Annotated in this window: 12 protein-coding genes; 5 read left to right on the top strand and 7 right to left on the bottom strand. The window is 47.7% G+C overall.

Features of this window, described 5'->3' with window-relative positions; genetic code table 11:
* The first annotated feature begins 16 nt into the window (after positions 1 to 16).
* On the top strand, positions 17 to 1,096 hold the full coding sequence (gene cax / locus ABD014_RS24615) for a calcium/proton exchanger (RefSeq protein ID WP_343865867.1): 1,080 nt from the start codon (positions 17 to 19) through the stop codon (positions 1,094 to 1,096).
* A gap of 92 nt (positions 1,097 to 1,188) precedes the next feature.
* On the opposite strand, the gene ABD014_RS24610 is transcribed toward cax, so the two are convergent.
* The 5 genes from ABD014_RS24610 to ABD014_RS24590 form a co-directional block, all read right to left on the bottom strand.
* Positions 1,189 to 1,479 (bottom strand): Fpa/YlaN family protein, encoded by a 291-nt coding sequence (locus tag ABD014_RS24610; RefSeq protein WP_343865865.1) that lies wholly within the window; start codon positions 1,477 to 1,479, stop codon positions 1,189 to 1,191.
* A 181-nt stretch (positions 1,480 to 1,660) separates the two neighbouring features.
* The gene (locus tag ABD014_RS24605) at positions 1,661 to 1,906 is read right to left on the bottom strand and encodes an HPr family phosphocarrier protein (RefSeq protein ID WP_068781953.1); all 246 of its coding nucleotides are present in this window, start codon (positions 1,904 to 1,906) and stop codon (positions 1,661 to 1,663) included.
* A 118-nt stretch (positions 1,907 to 2,024) separates the two neighbouring features.
* Positions 2,025 to 3,140, bottom strand: coding sequence for an aminopeptidase (locus ABD014_RS24600; protein ID WP_343865862.1), 1,116 nt, complete (start codon positions 3,138 to 3,140; stop codon positions 2,025 to 2,027).
* Positions 3,141 to 3,285: 145 nt separating this feature from the next.
* Positions 3,286 to 4,122 (bottom strand): hypothetical protein, encoded by an 837-nt coding sequence (locus ABD014_RS24595; protein ID WP_343865860.1) that lies wholly within the window; start codon positions 4,120 to 4,122, stop codon positions 3,286 to 3,288.
* Between the two features lie 145 nt (positions 4,123 to 4,267).
* Positions 4,268 to 6,259 (bottom strand): sensor domain-containing diguanylate cyclase, encoded by a 1,992-nt coding sequence (locus ABD014_RS24590; protein WP_343865858.1) that lies wholly within the window; start codon positions 6,257 to 6,259, stop codon positions 4,268 to 4,270.
* A 496-nt stretch (positions 6,260 to 6,755) separates the two neighbouring features.
* Between ABD014_RS24590 and rpsD the strand changes: the two genes are divergently transcribed.
* Entirely contained in the window at positions 6,756 to 7,355 is a 600-nt protein-coding gene (gene rpsD, locus ABD014_RS24585; protein ID WP_068781957.1) for a 30S ribosomal protein S4, read from the top strand.
* 274 nt (positions 7,356 to 7,629) lie between these two features.
* Positions 7,630 to 10,731 (top strand): transglycosylase domain-containing protein, encoded by a 3,102-nt coding sequence (locus ABD014_RS24580; protein WP_343865856.1) that lies wholly within the window; start codon positions 7,630 to 7,632, stop codon positions 10,729 to 10,731.
* A gap of 82 nt (positions 10,732 to 10,813) precedes the next feature.
* Here the strand turns inward: ABD014_RS24580 and acsA are convergent, their stop codons facing one another.
* On the bottom strand, positions 10,814 to 12,538 hold the full coding sequence (acsA, locus tag ABD014_RS24575) for an acetate--CoA ligase (protein WP_343865854.1): 1,725 nt from the start codon (positions 12,536 to 12,538) through the stop codon (positions 10,814 to 10,816).
* Positions 12,539 to 12,843: 305 nt separating this feature from the next.
* Between acsA and ABD014_RS24570 the strand changes: the two genes are divergently transcribed.
* Together ABD014_RS24570 and ABD014_RS24565 are read left to right on the top strand one after the other, a co-directional pair.
* Positions 12,844 to 13,476 (top strand): GNAT family N-acetyltransferase, encoded by a 633-nt coding sequence (locus ABD014_RS24570; RefSeq protein ID WP_343865852.1) that lies wholly within the window; start codon positions 12,844 to 12,846, stop codon positions 13,474 to 13,476.
* 424 nt (positions 13,477 to 13,900) lie between these two features.
* Positions 13,901 to 15,085: an acetoin utilization protein AcuC gene (locus ABD014_RS24565; RefSeq protein ID WP_343865850.1), complete on the top strand. Its 1,185-nt coding sequence runs from the start codon at positions 13,901 to 13,903 to the stop codon at positions 15,083 to 15,085.
* A gap of 2 nt (positions 15,086 to 15,087) precedes the next feature.
* Here the strand turns inward: ABD014_RS24565 and ABD014_RS24560 are convergent, their stop codons facing one another.
* Entirely contained in the window at positions 15,088 to 15,789 is a 702-nt protein-coding gene (locus ABD014_RS24560) for a 5'-methylthioadenosine/adenosylhomocysteine nucleosidase (protein ID WP_343865848.1), read from the bottom strand.
* Positions 15,790 to 15,900 lie beyond the last annotated feature (111 nt).

Below are 15,900 nucleotides of genomic sequence, written 5' to 3'. Positions count from 1 at the left end.
TACCGAGGTGCATTTCATGAAAAAATTTATATCGCCTGGATTGCTAATCCTAACCTTCTTGCTCAGCGCTATAGGACATTATGCTCATTGGCCGGATACGCTTCAGTTCATCATTTCGGCTATAGCCGTCATCTTCGTAGCCGGATTTCTCGGTAAAGCAACCGAGAGCGTGGCCCATTATGCCGGACAACGGCTGGGCGGATTCCTTAACGCAACCTTTGGCAATGCCGCAGAACTTATCATCGGTATTCTGCTCGTTCGTGAAGGAATGTTCGAGACCGTCAAGGCGAGCATCACCGGATCGATCATCGGTAATCTGCTGCTTGTACTCGGCCTTAGCCTGTTCGCCGGCGGGTTGAAATATAAGGTGCAGCGCTTCAATGTACCACTGGCCAATATGAACGGATCGCTAATGATCGTTGCGGTTATCGCCCTATTCATACCTGCTATCTTCCTGCAGACCCATGTGCTCCATGAAGAAGACCGCACCACTTTGAGCCTTATCGTAGGCGGAATCCTCATTGTTTCTTATATTCTCTGGCTTGTCTTCTCGATGATTACACATAAGAAATACTTGAGCGATGTTGTAGAGGAGCACAAACCGGAAGACGGAGCAGCAGAGGAAGAACACGGCCCTGCCTGGTCGAAAAAAAGATCCATTCTCTATCTTATTCTTGCTACAGTCATGGTCGCTTTCGTTAGTGAATGGCTTGTACATACGTTGGATACATTTACACAAAAATTCGGCCTAAGTGAAATATTTGTAGGTGCGTTCGTCGTCGCGATTATCGGAAATGCTGCTGAGCATAGTGCTGCGGTACTGCTCGCCATGAAGAACAAAATTGGTGCCGCCGTGGAGATAGCCGTCGGAAGCAGTCTGCAGATCTCCCTGTTCGTCGCCCCTGTCCTAATCTTCGTCAGCCATCTGTTCGGAAAACCGATGGACATTGTCTTTACGATTATTGAGCTTGCAGCCATCGGCGTATCCGTATTTATCGCCAAATCAATTATTCAGGATGGTCAGACGAACTGGTATGAAGGATTGCTGCTGCTCTCCGTATATGCCATCCTCGGTGTCTCGTTCTATCTGGTATAGACGCTAATTTACCATCTACAAAAAAATAAAGCGCAGATTCGGCCCCGAATTCTGCGCTTTATAAATTATATCGCTCAATTGACGCAAAGACTTTAAGCTTCTCGGTTATTCATTGCTTCATACAGGGATGCCAGATTCCGTTCAAGTCTGCTTATGATTAGCTTGCCCTCCTGTTCCTGTACCAGGCCGGCGCGTACCGCATAATCAACCTGTCTTGAGAAACCGTACATCTGGGTATCCAGAACTTCCTCATAGAGAGGGCAATAACGAGTAGCGAGATTCTCCATCTGTACTTCGATCAGTTTCTCTATTTTATCTGCATCTTCCTTCAGAAGATTAAGCGCTTTGAGATTAATTTGCTCCTGTATATCAGATGAAGTCATGTTTCTTCCCCCCTATGTCCTTATCACTCATCAACTCTATTCTTAATATTAGACGAAATTCAGGGCCAATACAAGAACCTCTCCAAATAATCACTCTCTTAAAAATTATATGTCAAAATATTATATGTATACAAAAAAACACTTCCGCCCATAGGACGGAAGTGTTTCCCTGTTACTTGACTTATTCGGCCACAACCTGAACCTTCAAGCCGTGTTTAGCAAACACTTCTGATACGGCTTTCTTCGCTTCGTCCGCATCCGGTCCATGGACATGCAATTGATAGTCCTGTGTATTAACGAGTGTAGTAAAAAGGCCGAGAATACTCTTAACATCGATATACTTGCTGTCAGCTTGCAACACGATGGAAGAAGTAAATTTGCCTGCTGTCTGAGCAATTTCAACAATCGCTTGATTATTATTTGCCATTGGAATCCCTCCGCGTCGATACTGTAGAATTTATACAATATAATGATACCTTGAATCCGCTTTCCAGGCAAGGAATTTTCTCTTAGAGGTGGTTCAAATAGGGCTTTGATCAAGCACTTTATTTGAGGTTCTCCGGATTCAAACCTTCCAGCTCTGGAATTACGAAAATACCATCCTTACGGATCAATACATCATCGAAATAGATTTCCCCGCCACCGTATTCAGGACGCTGAATAAGCACCAGGTCCCAATGGATCGAGGAACGATTGCCGTTATCTGTCTCATCATACGCTTGACCTGGTGTGAAGTGCAGGCTGCCGGCAATCTTCTCGTCGAACAGGATATCCTTCATTGGATGAAGAATGTACGGGTTAAAGCCAATCGCAAATTCACCGATATATCTAGCTCCCTCATCCGAATTCAGAATTTCATTCAGACGAGCTGTGTCATTGCTGGTTGCCTCGACAATTTTACCGTTCTCGAAGCGGAATTTAATATTCTCAAAGGTGATGCCATTATATAGAGTAGCTGCATTATAGCTGATCGTACCGTTAACGGAATCACGTATCGGAGCGCTGTAAACCTCTCCATCAGGGATATTCTTCTGACCAGAGCATTTCTCTGCGCCGATGTCTTTAATTGAGAAGCTCAGATCGGTGCCTGGGCTAATAATGCGTACCTTGTTAGTACGCTTCATCAGATCGGCAAGCGCATCCTGGGCACGATCCATCTTGGCATAATCAAGATTACATACATCAAAATAGAAGTTCTCGAAAGCTTCCGTGCTTACATTAGCCAGTTGGGCCATGCTTGCGTTCGGATAGCGGAGTACAACCCATTTCGTATGCTTCACACGCTGCTCGCTATGAACCGGATGCTGATAATGAGCATTGTACAATTTCATCTTATCTTCCGGAACATCAGACATATCATTCACATTTGATCCGGCACGAATCCCGATATAGCAATCCATCATTTGCATTCTGTGCAGGTCATACTCGGCCCAGGCTTTAATACCTTCCTCGGTCGCATACTTCAACTGTGCGCTTTGCAGTGCCTTGTCCGTTAATTCAACGAAGGCATGACCGCCCTTCTTCCCCACTTCTTCAACAATCGCTTTAATTAGATCGCGTTCATCACCGATCATCTCAATAAGTACATTCTCGCCAGGCTGAACATTAACGGAATAGCCCACGAGATTTTCTGCTAACTTTTGAATTCTAGGGTCTCTCATAATACTGCTTGCCTCCTCATCACATAACGGGCAGCAACATATCGCTGCCCTAACCATACAAGTCTCTATTGAACAATGGTTAATTCTTCATTATTGTACCACTACAACCCCTTTAAGTCAGCCTACTCCTACGATACTTGGGCCCTTATCTAATCTTCGAGAACTGATTGTCCGTATAGAGCACTTCATGTTCGGTAATTCCGAGCGGATTCGGGTAGGATAATCTCGTCTCGGACACAAGTCTAGCCGGTAGTCCTGTCTTGCGATTCACGGTCAAATAATACACCACCTTGGCATCCGCTTGCTCCATCATTTGCTCCAACTGCTTGTTCCCGTTCACCCATAGATTGTTCATCTCTGTCTCGACTTCGGATGAATACTTTGAGCTCACCTGTTTCAGCTTGCTGCTCCAGTCTGTCCGTATCCCTTCCATCTCACCGTCCAGCTTGGACTTCAGCTGCTGCTTGGCCTCCTGAGGGTCAAGTTCAATTCGCAATACCTCTGTCCCCCTTGCAGCGCCTTTCTCTAGCGACAGGTTCTTCTTACTTGCCCTACGGATATCTTCTAATTGGTCCAGCGGGTTCAACCGGGCAATCCCACGGGTGAAAGCGTTGGCATTGGAGGATGCGATCATCCAGGCCCCTCCCTGCCAGCGTAGCTTCGCTTCAAGGCCTTGACCTGTCTGGAATTCTGCGGTCTGCAGCTTTTGGCCCTGTCCGCTGGGGAGAACCGTACGCATATTTAATTCATGATGGTCATTCAGCTCACCGACATAAGCGAATGAATCTTCGATTTTCTCCTGCTTCCCGCGAGCAAGAACTGCATTGCCTTGGAATGTCAGTTGCTCATGGCCCGCAAGGCCAGCATAAGTGAGATCGAACCAATCCCTTGCCGTCTTCGTCTCCCCGATCTGGCAAGCCGCCACAGGAAGAACGAGGCTAAAAACAACCGTTAGTTTCATCACAGATAACCGTATTCTCATATAGCGATCAGACTCCTCTACTACAAGCTCCTCACAGCTTTATAGAACATATTGTTCAACCAGTAGTAGGCTTTCCCCTTGCATAGAAACTATTCATCATGACCACATAAGAAAGGGACATCCTTATTGGATGTCCCCATGAATACTACAACTCCGGATTCAGGCCGATATGTGTCTGATTCCTGCCATTGTTCTTCGCCTTGTACAGAGCCATATCAGCATAATAGAACAATGATTCAACACTGATCTTCTCGCTGTCCCGCGTCCATTCGGCTATGCCGCAGGAGACGGTCACCTTCGGGTCGGTCTCGCTGGCTACCCGCAAACGGACCGTTTCGGCGATCTGATAACCGCTCTCGACATCGGCTCCCGGTAAGTAAATGGCCAGTTCTTCGCCTCCCCAACGGGCTGCGATATCCGTCTTGCGGATCGTGCTTCTGACGATGGAGCTAACCTCGCGTAATATTTTATCCCCGATCTGATGGCCATAAGTATCATTGATCCCTTTGAACTGATCGATATCGACGATAATCAGTGACCCGCCATCATCCTTGCGCTGATGCTTCTGCACCGACTCGTCCAGATAATGGCGCGCGTACAGCTCGGTCAGCATATCACGATTCGCCATTCTGCGCACTTCGGCATGCAGCGAGGCGTTAGCAATTGCAAGTCCGATATGCTGCGACAGGATCTGCAGCAGCTTGTAATTGTCGTAGGAGAAGAAGCGCTCCTCCCGGTGAGCGAGCATGATCGCCCCATTCACCTCACCGCGCACAATGATTGGCGCTGCTATGAGCGAACGCGACTTGGTCTCCTCCATAAATTTAGAAGAGATTTTCCCATAAGCCTGGTAATCAGACAAAATAATGGGTTCTCTCGTGGAGTAGACAAGCCCATTGAATCCATAATCCTTAGGGAAGAACTCTTTGAATATTCTTGGAAAGTTGGAGGACATAATCTCGAAGCAGTCGCTCTCTTTATCTAATTGTGAGATACAGCAATATTCCGCCTTGAAGATCGACAGCAGCTCTTCTGTCGCAAATTTGAATACTTCCTTCAGACGCAGACTCTGATTCAGCCGTTTGACCAACTCGTTAATCAGACGAAGCTCACTAATCAGCAGATTCGACTGCTCATACAGCTTGGCATTCTCAAAAGCAGTACCTGCCGTATCACCCAGAATACCGATTAACTGCCGATCCGCCTCTTCGATCTCGTCAGAGAGGAATAAGTGCAGTACCCCATAGGCGCCCTGCTTACCAATTAACGGAACGGCAATCTCAGCGTAGCTGCTTCCATTATCCTTCTGCTTGTCCTCCCACAGCATAACCCCGTCCATAAACGCCCGCACACACATGCTGTCCTGTTCCTCCTGAAGCTGCAGCGTTCTAATCCGAGGATCACGGCTTGGATGGTCTTGTGACATTAACAGTTCTACCTTCGCGTCAGGATACATGCCCGCGATCCGTTCGAACACTTCCTTCAGAACAGAGTCCACATCAATCTTGTCAGAGAGACGCTGGATGACTTGGAACAGCATGGCACGGCGCTGTTCTTCCCGCTTCGCCTGATTCTGGGCATTCAGCAAGTCTTCCACGAACAAAGCCTCGAACCGTTTATAGAAACAGGCCAACAAATGCTGAGCGGCCGTGTTCACGATCATTTCTGCAAATGGAAATTGACTCTCATTCACATCATTAATATGGCAGCCTAACACAGCAAAAACCTCATGGTTATGACGTGTCTTGACCGGTGACAGAACATAGGCGCCCTTCTGATCTTTGACGGACAGAGTAACTTTTTGTTCAAGGACCTCTCTTAAGTTGTTGGAAATCATATGTTGATCTGAGATATCAATCTGTATTAGCGGCTGAGAGATGATAATTTCTCCGAGGTAATTGGCGAGAAACCATCCGGCTTGATGCGAGTCGGGAAAAGAGGGTTGCTGCGGCAGCCAGTCCGAGTAAGACGCCAGCAAAAGCGAGTCTAGATACGGAAAATCGAAATCATTGATATCGAGTTGTTCCAGCCAGTTCTTCTGTTCTGCTTGATCTTCCTCTTCTATTCTCAGCGGCAAAGGCAAATCTGAATTTGCTCTGAACGTCATCGTCACGTCTGATCGTGATTGTTCTGCCATAATAAAAGCTCCTTTTCACTGCCAATTCAGCAGCGACTTAATATACAGCGAAGCTATAATGACTCTGCCCGGAGTATAAAAATATCACATATTTGCTTAATTATAATAGTTGTTTCAAAAAAATTAATTTTCCGAAGTTTGCTATCAATGATCATTTTACTATCAATTTTACTATTTTGCATTAAAAATCCTTCATTTTGTCCCATATTTTTAGGACCAATGCCCTATCGACAATTTTCACGCTTTTCAAACAAAAACTCATACTTGACATTATATATCCATTTCATATAATATTTATTGTTGATTAAGACTGGATAGAGTCTTACTTAGGGCATAACCATTGCGAGCACCCTCTCGGATTTTGTTGCTGACAAGACAGCGGCTGAACTTTCTTGTCAGAGAGCGGTACTATTCTATCCACCGCACAACCAAACAAAATCCGCGCAAAATAGAACCCTACAATAATAAACGTAGAAAAAAAGGAGTCTATTATACAATGGCACGTTACACTGGTCCTAAATTTAAACTCAGCCGCCGCCTTGGCATCTCTTTGAGCGGTACTGGCAAAGATTTGAAACGCCCTTTCCCTCCAGGACAACATGGTCCTAACCAACGGAGAAAAATTAGCAACTACGGTATGCAGTTGATGGAGAAGCAAAAACTGCGTCATATGTACGGCTTGGGCGAAAAACAATTCCGTACATTGTTTGAAAAAGCACAAAAAATGCAAGGTATTGCTGGTGAAAACTTCATGATCTTGCTGGAAAGCCGTTTGGACAACCTCGTATATCGTCTTGGTTTTGCTAATTCCCGTGCAGGCGCACGTCAATTGGTATCTCACGGACATATCACTGTTAACGGCAAGAAGGTAAACATTCCATCCTTCCGCGTAAGCTTAGGTGATGTTATCAGCCTTCGCGAAAGAAGCCGCGGCCAGTCTTCTGTTAAAGAAGCTTTGGAAAACCGCTCGCATCTTCCAGCATATCTTGAATACAACGACAACGCTATGGAAGGCAAATTCATTCGTTTACCAGAACGCGCTGAGTTGTCCCAAGATATCGACGAGAAGCAAATCGTCGAATTCTACAACCGTTAATATCTGTTCGCTGATCGAGCTGCTTCCAAGGTCTTTAGGGCCTTGGGGCAGCTTTTTTCATGATAGAGCAGACCTTGTTCAGCCCCTGCCTTTATTTCCCCGTTCCGGTAACTCATTCCCCCATTCCATTTTGTATATAATAGAGATTATTCAAAAGATCAAAGATTCCCCTTATGATTGGGATAAATCTTAAAATCGGCAATAAAGGCGAAAAAGCGGTCATTTTCCTCATTTTTTATGCTATAATGTTGCTTGTTATAAAGGAGGATACTGCATGGTTCATGAGAACGATAAAGGCTCCGGACGGCCGTCAGGTCAAGGCATCTCCCGGAGCAATAAAAACGAGAAAAGCGAGAAAAGCAAGAAACCTCCCCGTAAACGCAGCAAGTGGCGTTGGGTCTGGACGTCTTTCAGCGTCCTCATAATGCTTATTATTGCCGGAGTTCTCTTTGCAGGAGGGGCCGTCTTCGGCTATGTAACCTCTATCGTTAAAGATGACCCTGTACGTTCACGGGAAGATATTGAGCAGAAAATCGCATATAACGAAATCACCGGATTTGCATATTTTCGCAACGGTGATCCTATCGGTCAGCTTCGTACTGAAGAAGATCGACGGCCAATCAGTACCGAGGAGGTCCCCGATTCTGTAGTCGATGCGTTACTCGCAATCGAGGACAACCATTTCTACGATCATAAAGGGATCGACTTCAAAGGTACGCTGCGTGCCGTCAAACAGAAATTGCTAAATGAAGACGTGCAGACTGGAGGCAGTACGCTGACCCAACAGTTGGCACGCCGCGTCTTCTTGAATCTGGATCGTACAAGCGACCGCAAAATCAAGGAAATGCTGCTCGCATTGCGTCTGGAACGCTTTCTGTCCAAGCCGGAAATTTTAACCGCTTATCTTAATAAGGTACCGTTCGGCAATGGTTCCAACGGCTATCAAGTGTATGGAATTAAGGCAGCAGCAAAGGGCATTTTCAATATTTCTAATCTGAATGATCTGAATATCGCCGAATCGGCCTATCTGGCAGGATTGCCGCAGCTCCCTTCTTCCTACTCCGCATACAACGGTAAAGGCGAGTTTAACGAAGAAGCGTTCGAACGGGCACTGAAGAGACAGCGTCTCGTACTGCAGAGAATGCTTGAAGAGAGCAAAATCACAAATGAGCAATATCAGGAGGCACTGGCGTTCGATATCAAGGGCGCGCTCGCTCCACAGACGAAGAAAGCCTATGAGACTTTCCCATATCTTATGCTGGAGACCGAGCGGCAAGCAGCCATCGTTATTGCGATGATGAATAACCCGAACATGACCAAAGAGGAAGTTTCCAAAAATCCGCAAATGATTGAGGAAGCACGTCAAGAATTGTTAACCGGAGGTTATCGGGTCTATACGACGATTGACAAGAAAGTATACAACTCGATGCATAAGGTATCCGACAATGCCGATAACTTTTCGCCTCTCAGCAAGACCAAAGGGCTTGAGCAAGTTGCCGGAATGATGCTTGATAATCGTACAGGCGCTATTCTCGGCATGATCGAAGGTCGCGATTTCTACACCGAGCAAATGAACTATGCAACGCAAATGGTTCGGCAGCCGGGTTCAACGATGAAACCGATCGCCGCCTATTTGCCAGCCATGGAAGCTGGGTTAATCCAACCAGCCAGCATTATTGATGATTCGCCGATCATCCTGCGCGACTATCAGAAGGGCTACCATATTCCGGTCAACTCTAGTGGCGGCTATAAAGGTCTGGTTACAGCTCGTACCGCCTTGAATGAGTCTCGCAATATTCCGGCGCTAAGAGTGTTTAACGATGTGATTGGCATCGAGAAGGCTTGGGACTTCTCCCGAAAGCTCGGAATCACTACCCTGGATGAAAAAGATAACGGAGCAACAACAGGTGTACTGGGTGGTCTTACACGCGGCGTGACCGTTGAAGAACTGACGAATGCATACAGTTCCATCGCTAACGGCGGTAATTTCACGGACGCTTACATGATTGAGAAGATCACCGATTCCAAAGGCAAGATCGTCTATAAGCATGAGGTTAAGCCAGAGCGTGTATTCTCAGAGCAGACCGCTTATCTGATGACCGATATGCTACGCACCGCTATTACAGATGGTACTGGCAAATCGATCAAATCTTCATTCAAGAATTATGGCAAAATTCCGGTTGTCGGCAAGACTGGTTCAACGCAAAATTATGCCGATGTGTGGTTCATGGGATATACCCCAGACGTAACACTAGGAATTTGGATCGGGTACAAGGAACCCGCCAATACGCTATCCGATGCCGGTAAATCCCGGGCTCGCTCAATCTGGGCCTCTGTCATGAACGAGGTTACCGAGAACGAGAAAGAGCTGTTCGTCACACCGAAGTTTACGAAGCCTGACGGTATCGTCTCGAAGACCGTCTCCGGTTATAGCGGCAAGCTACCGACAGACTTGACAAGAGAGGCTGGTAAGCTGGTTACCGATATTTTCAATGCTAAATATGTCCCTACCGAACCTGATGACGTATTGGTAAGAATGAAATATATCACTTATGACGGTGTCAACTACATTCCACAGGAAGCAACTCCTTCCGATATGCTTCGGGAGAAGGTCGTTGTAAAGCGGGCTAAACCGATTAAAGAATTGATTGAAGAGTTGCAACATGCCTTCTCGGTTATGAAGGGCGGCCATCGGTCACTCGATTACTATATGCCGAAAGATGCAGGAGAAGACGCTCCGAACAAGATCGATCCGCGGGTTGATGATGGTGCAGCTCCTGCGGCGCCGAGCAATGTGAGACTGACTGGCGAAGGCAGCATTACCTTCAATAAAAATAGTGAGAAGGATGTTGTAGGATATCGCTTGTATCGTTCTACGGATGGCATAAATTATCAGAATACTGGAAAGGCAGCACTCGCCGGCGAGGCTACGCAGTTCACCGATTCAGGCGGACCAGCGTTCAGTTATTATGTGACGGCGGTCGATGTTGCTGGCAAGGAATCCGAACCAAGTGCCATCGTCAGCAGCGCCTGGTCTCCCGAGCAGCCCCTTCCCGGAGAGGAGCTTCCATGGCCGGGAGATCCCGAGGACCCATCCTATGGTCAGGCACTGCCATCGGCTCCCGTTCAAGTAAATATTCAGGGCGATAATGGACAGTACACGGTTAGTTGGGCTGCCAATGCACACGATGACCAAGTAACAAGCTACGGCATTTATTTCTCTGATCGCTCGGACGGCTCCTACTCCAATATAGGCTCTACGCCAGGAACGCAGTTCAGCTTCCAGAGCGATGCCTCAAGTGGCTGGATCAAGGTTACCGCCTATAACAGCAAAGGGGAATCAATCCCATCATCACCAGTGAAGTTCGGCGGCTGAAGCGGATATAACACAAACAGAGGGTTCCAGGAAGATCTTCCTGGAACCCTCTGTATTTATAAACATTTAGATATTTGTTCATCTAGTCTTCGATTGTAGACAGATCACCGGTCGGCAGATTCAACTCCCAAGCTTTCAGTACACGGCGCATGATTTTGCCGGAACGGGTCTTAGGCAGCTTATCCTTGAATTCGATCTCGCGTGGAGCAGCGTGCGCAGACAGGCCTTCTTTGACGAAACGAGAAATCTCCGCCTTAAGCTCATCTGTAGCTACATACCCTTCCCGCAGAGAGATAAAAGCCTTGATAATCTCACCACGAATCGGATCAGGCTTGCCGATAACCCCCGCCTCGGCTACAGCTGGGTGCTCAACCAGCTTGCTCTCGACCTCAAACGGTCCTATGCGTTCGCCTGAAGAGTTAATCACGTCATCGATCCGGCCTTGGAACCAGAAGTAGCCGTCCTCATCCATATAGGCCGTATCACCGGAAATATACCAGCCTGGGATACGGAAGTATTCCTCATACTTCGGCGCATTGTTCCAGATTAGGCGCATCATGGACGGCCAAGGCGTACGAATCGCCAGATTCCCCATCCGGTTCGGTGGGAGTTCCTTCCCATTATCATCAATAATCGCCGCCTCTATGCCTGGCACCGGCTTGCCCATGGAGCCCGGCTTGATCGGCATCGACGGATAGTTGCAGATCAATTGCCCGCCTGTCTCCGTCATCCACCATGTATCATGAATTCTATGGCCATAGACTCTATGCCCCCAGCGAACCACCTCCGGGTTAAGCGGCTCGCCCACGGATAGGACATGCCTTAACGAGGAGAGATCGTACTGCTTTACGATATCCTCACCAGCTCCCATAAGCATACGGAATGCCGTTGGTGCGCTGTACCATATTGTCACCTGGTTGTTAGCAATCGTCTCATACCAGTCGCCAGGACCGAATCTGCCCCCCCGGACTACGTTGGTAACCCCATGCAGCCAAGGTGCAAATATCCCGTATGAGGTTCCCGTGACCCAGCCTGGGTCGGCCGTGCACCAGTATACATCTCCTTCACGCAGATCCAGGACAACTCTGCCTGTATGATAATGCTGAATCATTGCATTGTGGACATGGTACACTCCCTTCGGTCTCCCCGTTGAACCGGAAGTATAATGAAGGATCATTCCATCCTCACGATTAAGCCATTCAATCTCCGCTTCAGAGGATACCTGCTTCATCTCGGCATGGTAGTCAAGCGTATTCTCATCCGTAGCGACATTCTCGCCCACGACGAATACCGTCTTCAGCAACGGCAGTTCATCCCGCTTCACTCGCGGCAGCAATGCCGGAGTTGTAATGATCGCAGTTGCTCCACTATCCTCAAGTCTATCTTTGACTGCCGTCTCCATAAAAGCTTCGAACAGCGGCCCAACGACCGCACCAACCTTAAGCGTGCCGAGAAGCGTAATATATAGCTCAGGACTGCGCGGCATGAAGATGAATACACGGTCCCCTTTCGCTATTCCACGGCTGCGTAGCACGTTGGCAAAGCGGTTGGTCTGATCTTTCAGATCCTGGAAGGTATACGATTCATTACGGCTTGCATCACTGAAGCGAAGCGCAACACGATCCCCTTTGCCTGCATCAACATGGCGATCTATCGCCTCATAGGCCATATTCACCTTGCCTGTCTCATACCAGGAAAATTGCTTCTCTACTTCCTCCCAATTAAAATTCGCATACGCTTCTTCATAGCTGCCCAGATGGGATGAGGCGGCCTCCGCCCAAATAATTTCTCCTTGCAGTTGACTCATTGTTCCATCCTCCTTGAATCTGTAAGATTGAAATAAATGAAAATTAAAGATGAAGATATGAAAACGGATACAAAAATAGGATGAATAGAAAGGATAAATTGATTCGACAAAGAGTAGGATGGTATCCGTTCTATGAAGAAGCAAAAGGGGAGAGAAGTTTGTAAAGAAAGTCACATTGTCAATGTACAATTGTGATCTTTTTGTGTCGGATATCATTATAGCACACGTTATTACGACACGGCTATACTTTTCAAATTTTCATTTTTCTGTTATAAGTGAGAGGAAAGAGCTAAGGAGGCGGTCCCATGGAACACCGCAAAACGTATATCCGCCATACGATACCCTACCAGGATAATGAGATTGTCATCGAAGGTCCTGTCTCGCCTTCCCACCTGCAGACCCTGCAGATGCATCCTGAACTGGATGCCTTTCGCAGGCCGAAGGACCAGCATGAGGCCCTGATTGAAATTGCCGGCTTGCCGGAAGGACGAATCATTCTGGCTAGACAGAACGAAGTGATTGTCGGCTATGTGACCTTCCACTATCCGGACGAAATGGAGCGCTGGTCACAGGGGCGAATGCCCGATTTGATCGAGCTGGGCGCAATCAAAGTTGCCAATGCCTATCGTTCGATGAAGCTGGGGTCAAGAATGATCAATACCGCATTTGAAGACAGTCAGATGGAGAAGTATATTGTGTTCACGACCGAATACTATTGGCACTGGGATTTAAAGAGCAGTGGACTCAGCGTCTGGGACTACCGCAAAATGATGGAGCGGCTGATGCAAACCGTGGATATGGTCTGGTATGCGACTGATGATCCGGAGATTTGCTCTCATCCGGCCAACTGCTTGATGGTACGTATCGGCAAAGGGGTGCCTATTGAATCGGAGGAGCAGTTTGATCGGATTCGTTTCCAGCAGCGCTTCATGTATTAGAGGAAGTTCAAAAAGTCCGCTTTTGATAAGAAAACCTGATCGAAGACAATTCAAGGATGAGCGACCGCGATTCAGCGGTAGGTTTTCTTGCGATATAGAATTTCATCAGCTGCGCTGATAACTTATAAATTCTATATCTAACACGACGTAAACCAAGGGAGCATGTTCGACTTCGAATCTTGAATTCAGCCGGGGCTAAGAGAATGCTTACGAAGTCATGTTTCCTTCGGAAACATCTCAGGTGCTCACGTACCAACTACGTACGTTCCGCTCCTCAACCCCTAGCTTCATCCAACTGAAGCGCTTCGAAGAAACGTATATCGGAAACGTTAGCCTCGGTGCTGAATACCGGCCTTTTTGAACACACATTATTAATATGGGCTGCAAGCTGCAACTAAGGGCCATAAGGAAGGAAAGTGAGGCTATGTCTGGAAACGCATTATTTGTTCATCATGACGAGCTGTCTAATTATTGTTTTCATAACAATCATCCCTTTCACCCGATTCGTCTACAATTGACACTGGATCTATTGAGGGAGATTCAGGCTCTTGCGCCCGAGCATATGCTGCAATCACGTCCAGCCGTCCCCGGCGAGCTGGAATGGGTCCACCAACCTGCGTATGTGGAGGCCGTTCAACAATTGAGCAAGTATTCGCCAGATCCCTCCTGGACGACACGCGCGGAACAGTATGGGTTGATGGATGAGGATACCCCTTTTTTTAGCGGAATGCATGATGCCGCAACGTATGTGGTCGGTGGTTCCATCACAGCGGTTGAAGCCGTCCTCTCCGGACAGACAACGCATGCCCTGCACTTGGGCGGCGGATTGCATCACGCACTCTCAGGCAAAGCAGCCGGATTTTGCGTATACAATGATGCTGCGGTCGCTATTGAATATGCAAGGCGCCAGTATGGGGCCCGTGTGCTCTATATTGATACAGACGTTCATCACGGAGATGGAGTGCAATGGAGCTTCTATTCAGAACCTGAAGTGTGCACCTATTCTATCCATGAGACCGGTAAATATCTGTTTCCTGGTACAGGCTTCGTACACGAACGTGGAGAGCATCACGGATATGGAGCATGCATGAATATCCCGCTACAGCCTTATACAGAGGATGATTCCTGGATGGAGTGCTTCGAAGCGTCGGTCCGCAGACTCATCGATTACTACAAGCCAGATATGATCTTCAGTCTGCACGGATGTGATGCCCACGCTCTCGATCCGTTGTCTCACATGCAATGCAGTATGAGAATCTATCAAGAGATGCCTGCGATTCTGCACCAGCTGGCCCATATGTACTGTGAGGGACGCTGGGTAGCTGTTGGGGGTGGCGGTTATGACCTGTGGCGCGTTGTTCCACGGGCATGGAGCCTGCTGTGGCTGGAGATGAGAGATCATCCACTGAAGCGGCAGCTTGATGCGGATTCCTCCCTTCACCTTCCGCAAGCCTGGATCGATCGCTGGCAGGATCAGGCCGAAGTTCGTCTGCCTACGACCTGGCTGGATGATATGTCACATTGGGAAGGAATTCCGCGGCGGGAAGAGATCACAGCAAAAAACCGCGATATTCTCGCGGTCGCCTTGCAGGACTATCCTGAAGTTTGAGTTCAGACGATTCTCTGCAGCATATCATTCACAATCTCAAATGAGCGGCTAGCAGCCTTCTCCGTGAACTCGGCAAATTTCACATCCGCTGTTCCATCTGCCTTATCAGACATTGAACGTAGTACCACATATGGAATCTGATTCATATAGCAAACCTGGGCAACAGCGGAGCCCTCCATTTCTACGCAGGCCCCGGCCATGGTCTCATATAGCTCACTGACGAGAACACGATCGGCGACGAATTGATCCCCTGAGAGCACTTTGCCTACGATAAAGTTATGGTCTGTACACAGCTTGTCACATGCTTCCTCGGCCAGGTGGATCAGATCTTCATCCGCAGGAAAATCGGAAATCTCTTGATAAGGTATTACCCCGCGCTCATATCCGAGCGGCGTTACATCCATATCATGCTGCTGGCAGGACGAAGAAATGACGATATCGCCAATATCAAGCGTTGGATTAACAGCCCCGGCCACTCCGGTGAACCAGATCATATCCACTCGAAAATAATCGATCAGAACCTGCGTTGTCATCGCCGCATTCACTTTACCGACTCCCGACTTACAAACGACAACGTTCTTTCCATGGAGCAGACCTTGAACGAAAGAGACACCAGCCCGCTTCACTTCCTCCTTGTCATCCATCCCTTGCAGGAGGAGGGCGATTTCTTCATCCATCGCTCCGATAAGACCAATTCTACTCATAGTTGCGCGACTCCCTTCAATTCATATTGTATATAGCTTCATTGAACCCTAAAAAAGCCCCTTCAAGAGAAGGAGCTTTTTCCCGATAACCTTTTTCATATATTTGTTTGT

The sequence above is a fragment of the Paenibacillus motobuensis genome (assembly GCF_039521865.1).
GTDB classification, from domain to species: domain Bacteria; phylum Bacillota; class Bacilli; order Paenibacillales; family Paenibacillaceae; genus Fontibacillus; species Fontibacillus motobuensis.
Note: the sequence above shows the minus strand (reverse complement) of the source record. Positions and strands in the feature narration are given on the sequence as shown.

Excerpts from the sequence above, each read along its gene's own strand:
- cax (WP_343865867.1), top strand. The coding sequence starts at position 17 with ATGAAAAAATTTATATCGCCTGGATTGCTAATCCTAACCTTCTTGCTC.
- ABD014_RS24610 (WP_343865865.1), bottom strand. The coding sequence starts at position 1,479 with ATGACTTCATCTGATATACAGGAGCAAATTAATCTCAAAGCGCTTAAT.
- ABD014_RS24605 (WP_068781953.1), bottom strand. The coding sequence starts at position 1,906 with ATGGCAAATAATAATCAAGCGATTGTTGAAATTGCTCAGACAGCAGGC.
- ABD014_RS24600 (WP_343865862.1), bottom strand. The coding sequence starts at position 3,140 with ATGAGAGACCCTAGAATTCAAAAGTTAGCAGAAAATCTCGTGGGCTAT.
- ABD014_RS24595 (WP_343865860.1), bottom strand. The coding sequence starts at position 4,122 with ATGAGAATACGGTTATCTGTGATGAAACTAACGGTTGTTTTTAGCCTC.
- ABD014_RS24590 (WP_343865858.1), bottom strand. The coding sequence starts at position 6,259 with ATGGCAGAACAATCACGATCAGACGTGACGATGACGTTCAGAGCAAAT.
- rpsD (WP_068781957.1), top strand. The coding sequence starts at position 6,756 with ATGGCACGTTACACTGGTCCTAAATTTAAACTCAGCCGCCGCCTTGGC.
- ABD014_RS24580 (WP_343865856.1), top strand. The coding sequence starts at position 7,630 with ATGGTTCATGAGAACGATAAAGGCTCCGGACGGCCGTCAGGTCAAGGC.
- acsA (WP_343865854.1), bottom strand. The coding sequence starts at position 12,538 with ATGAGTCAACTGCAAGGAGAAATTATTTGGGCGGAGGCCGCCTCATCC.
- ABD014_RS24570 (WP_343865852.1), top strand. The coding sequence starts at position 12,844 with ATGGAACACCGCAAAACGTATATCCGCCATACGATACCCTACCAGGAT.
- ABD014_RS24565 (WP_343865850.1), top strand. The coding sequence starts at position 13,901 with ATGTCTGGAAACGCATTATTTGTTCATCATGACGAGCTGTCTAATTAT.
- ABD014_RS24560 (WP_343865848.1), bottom strand. The coding sequence starts at position 15,789 with ATGAGTAGAATTGGTCTTATCGGAGCGATGGATGAAGAAATCGCCCTC.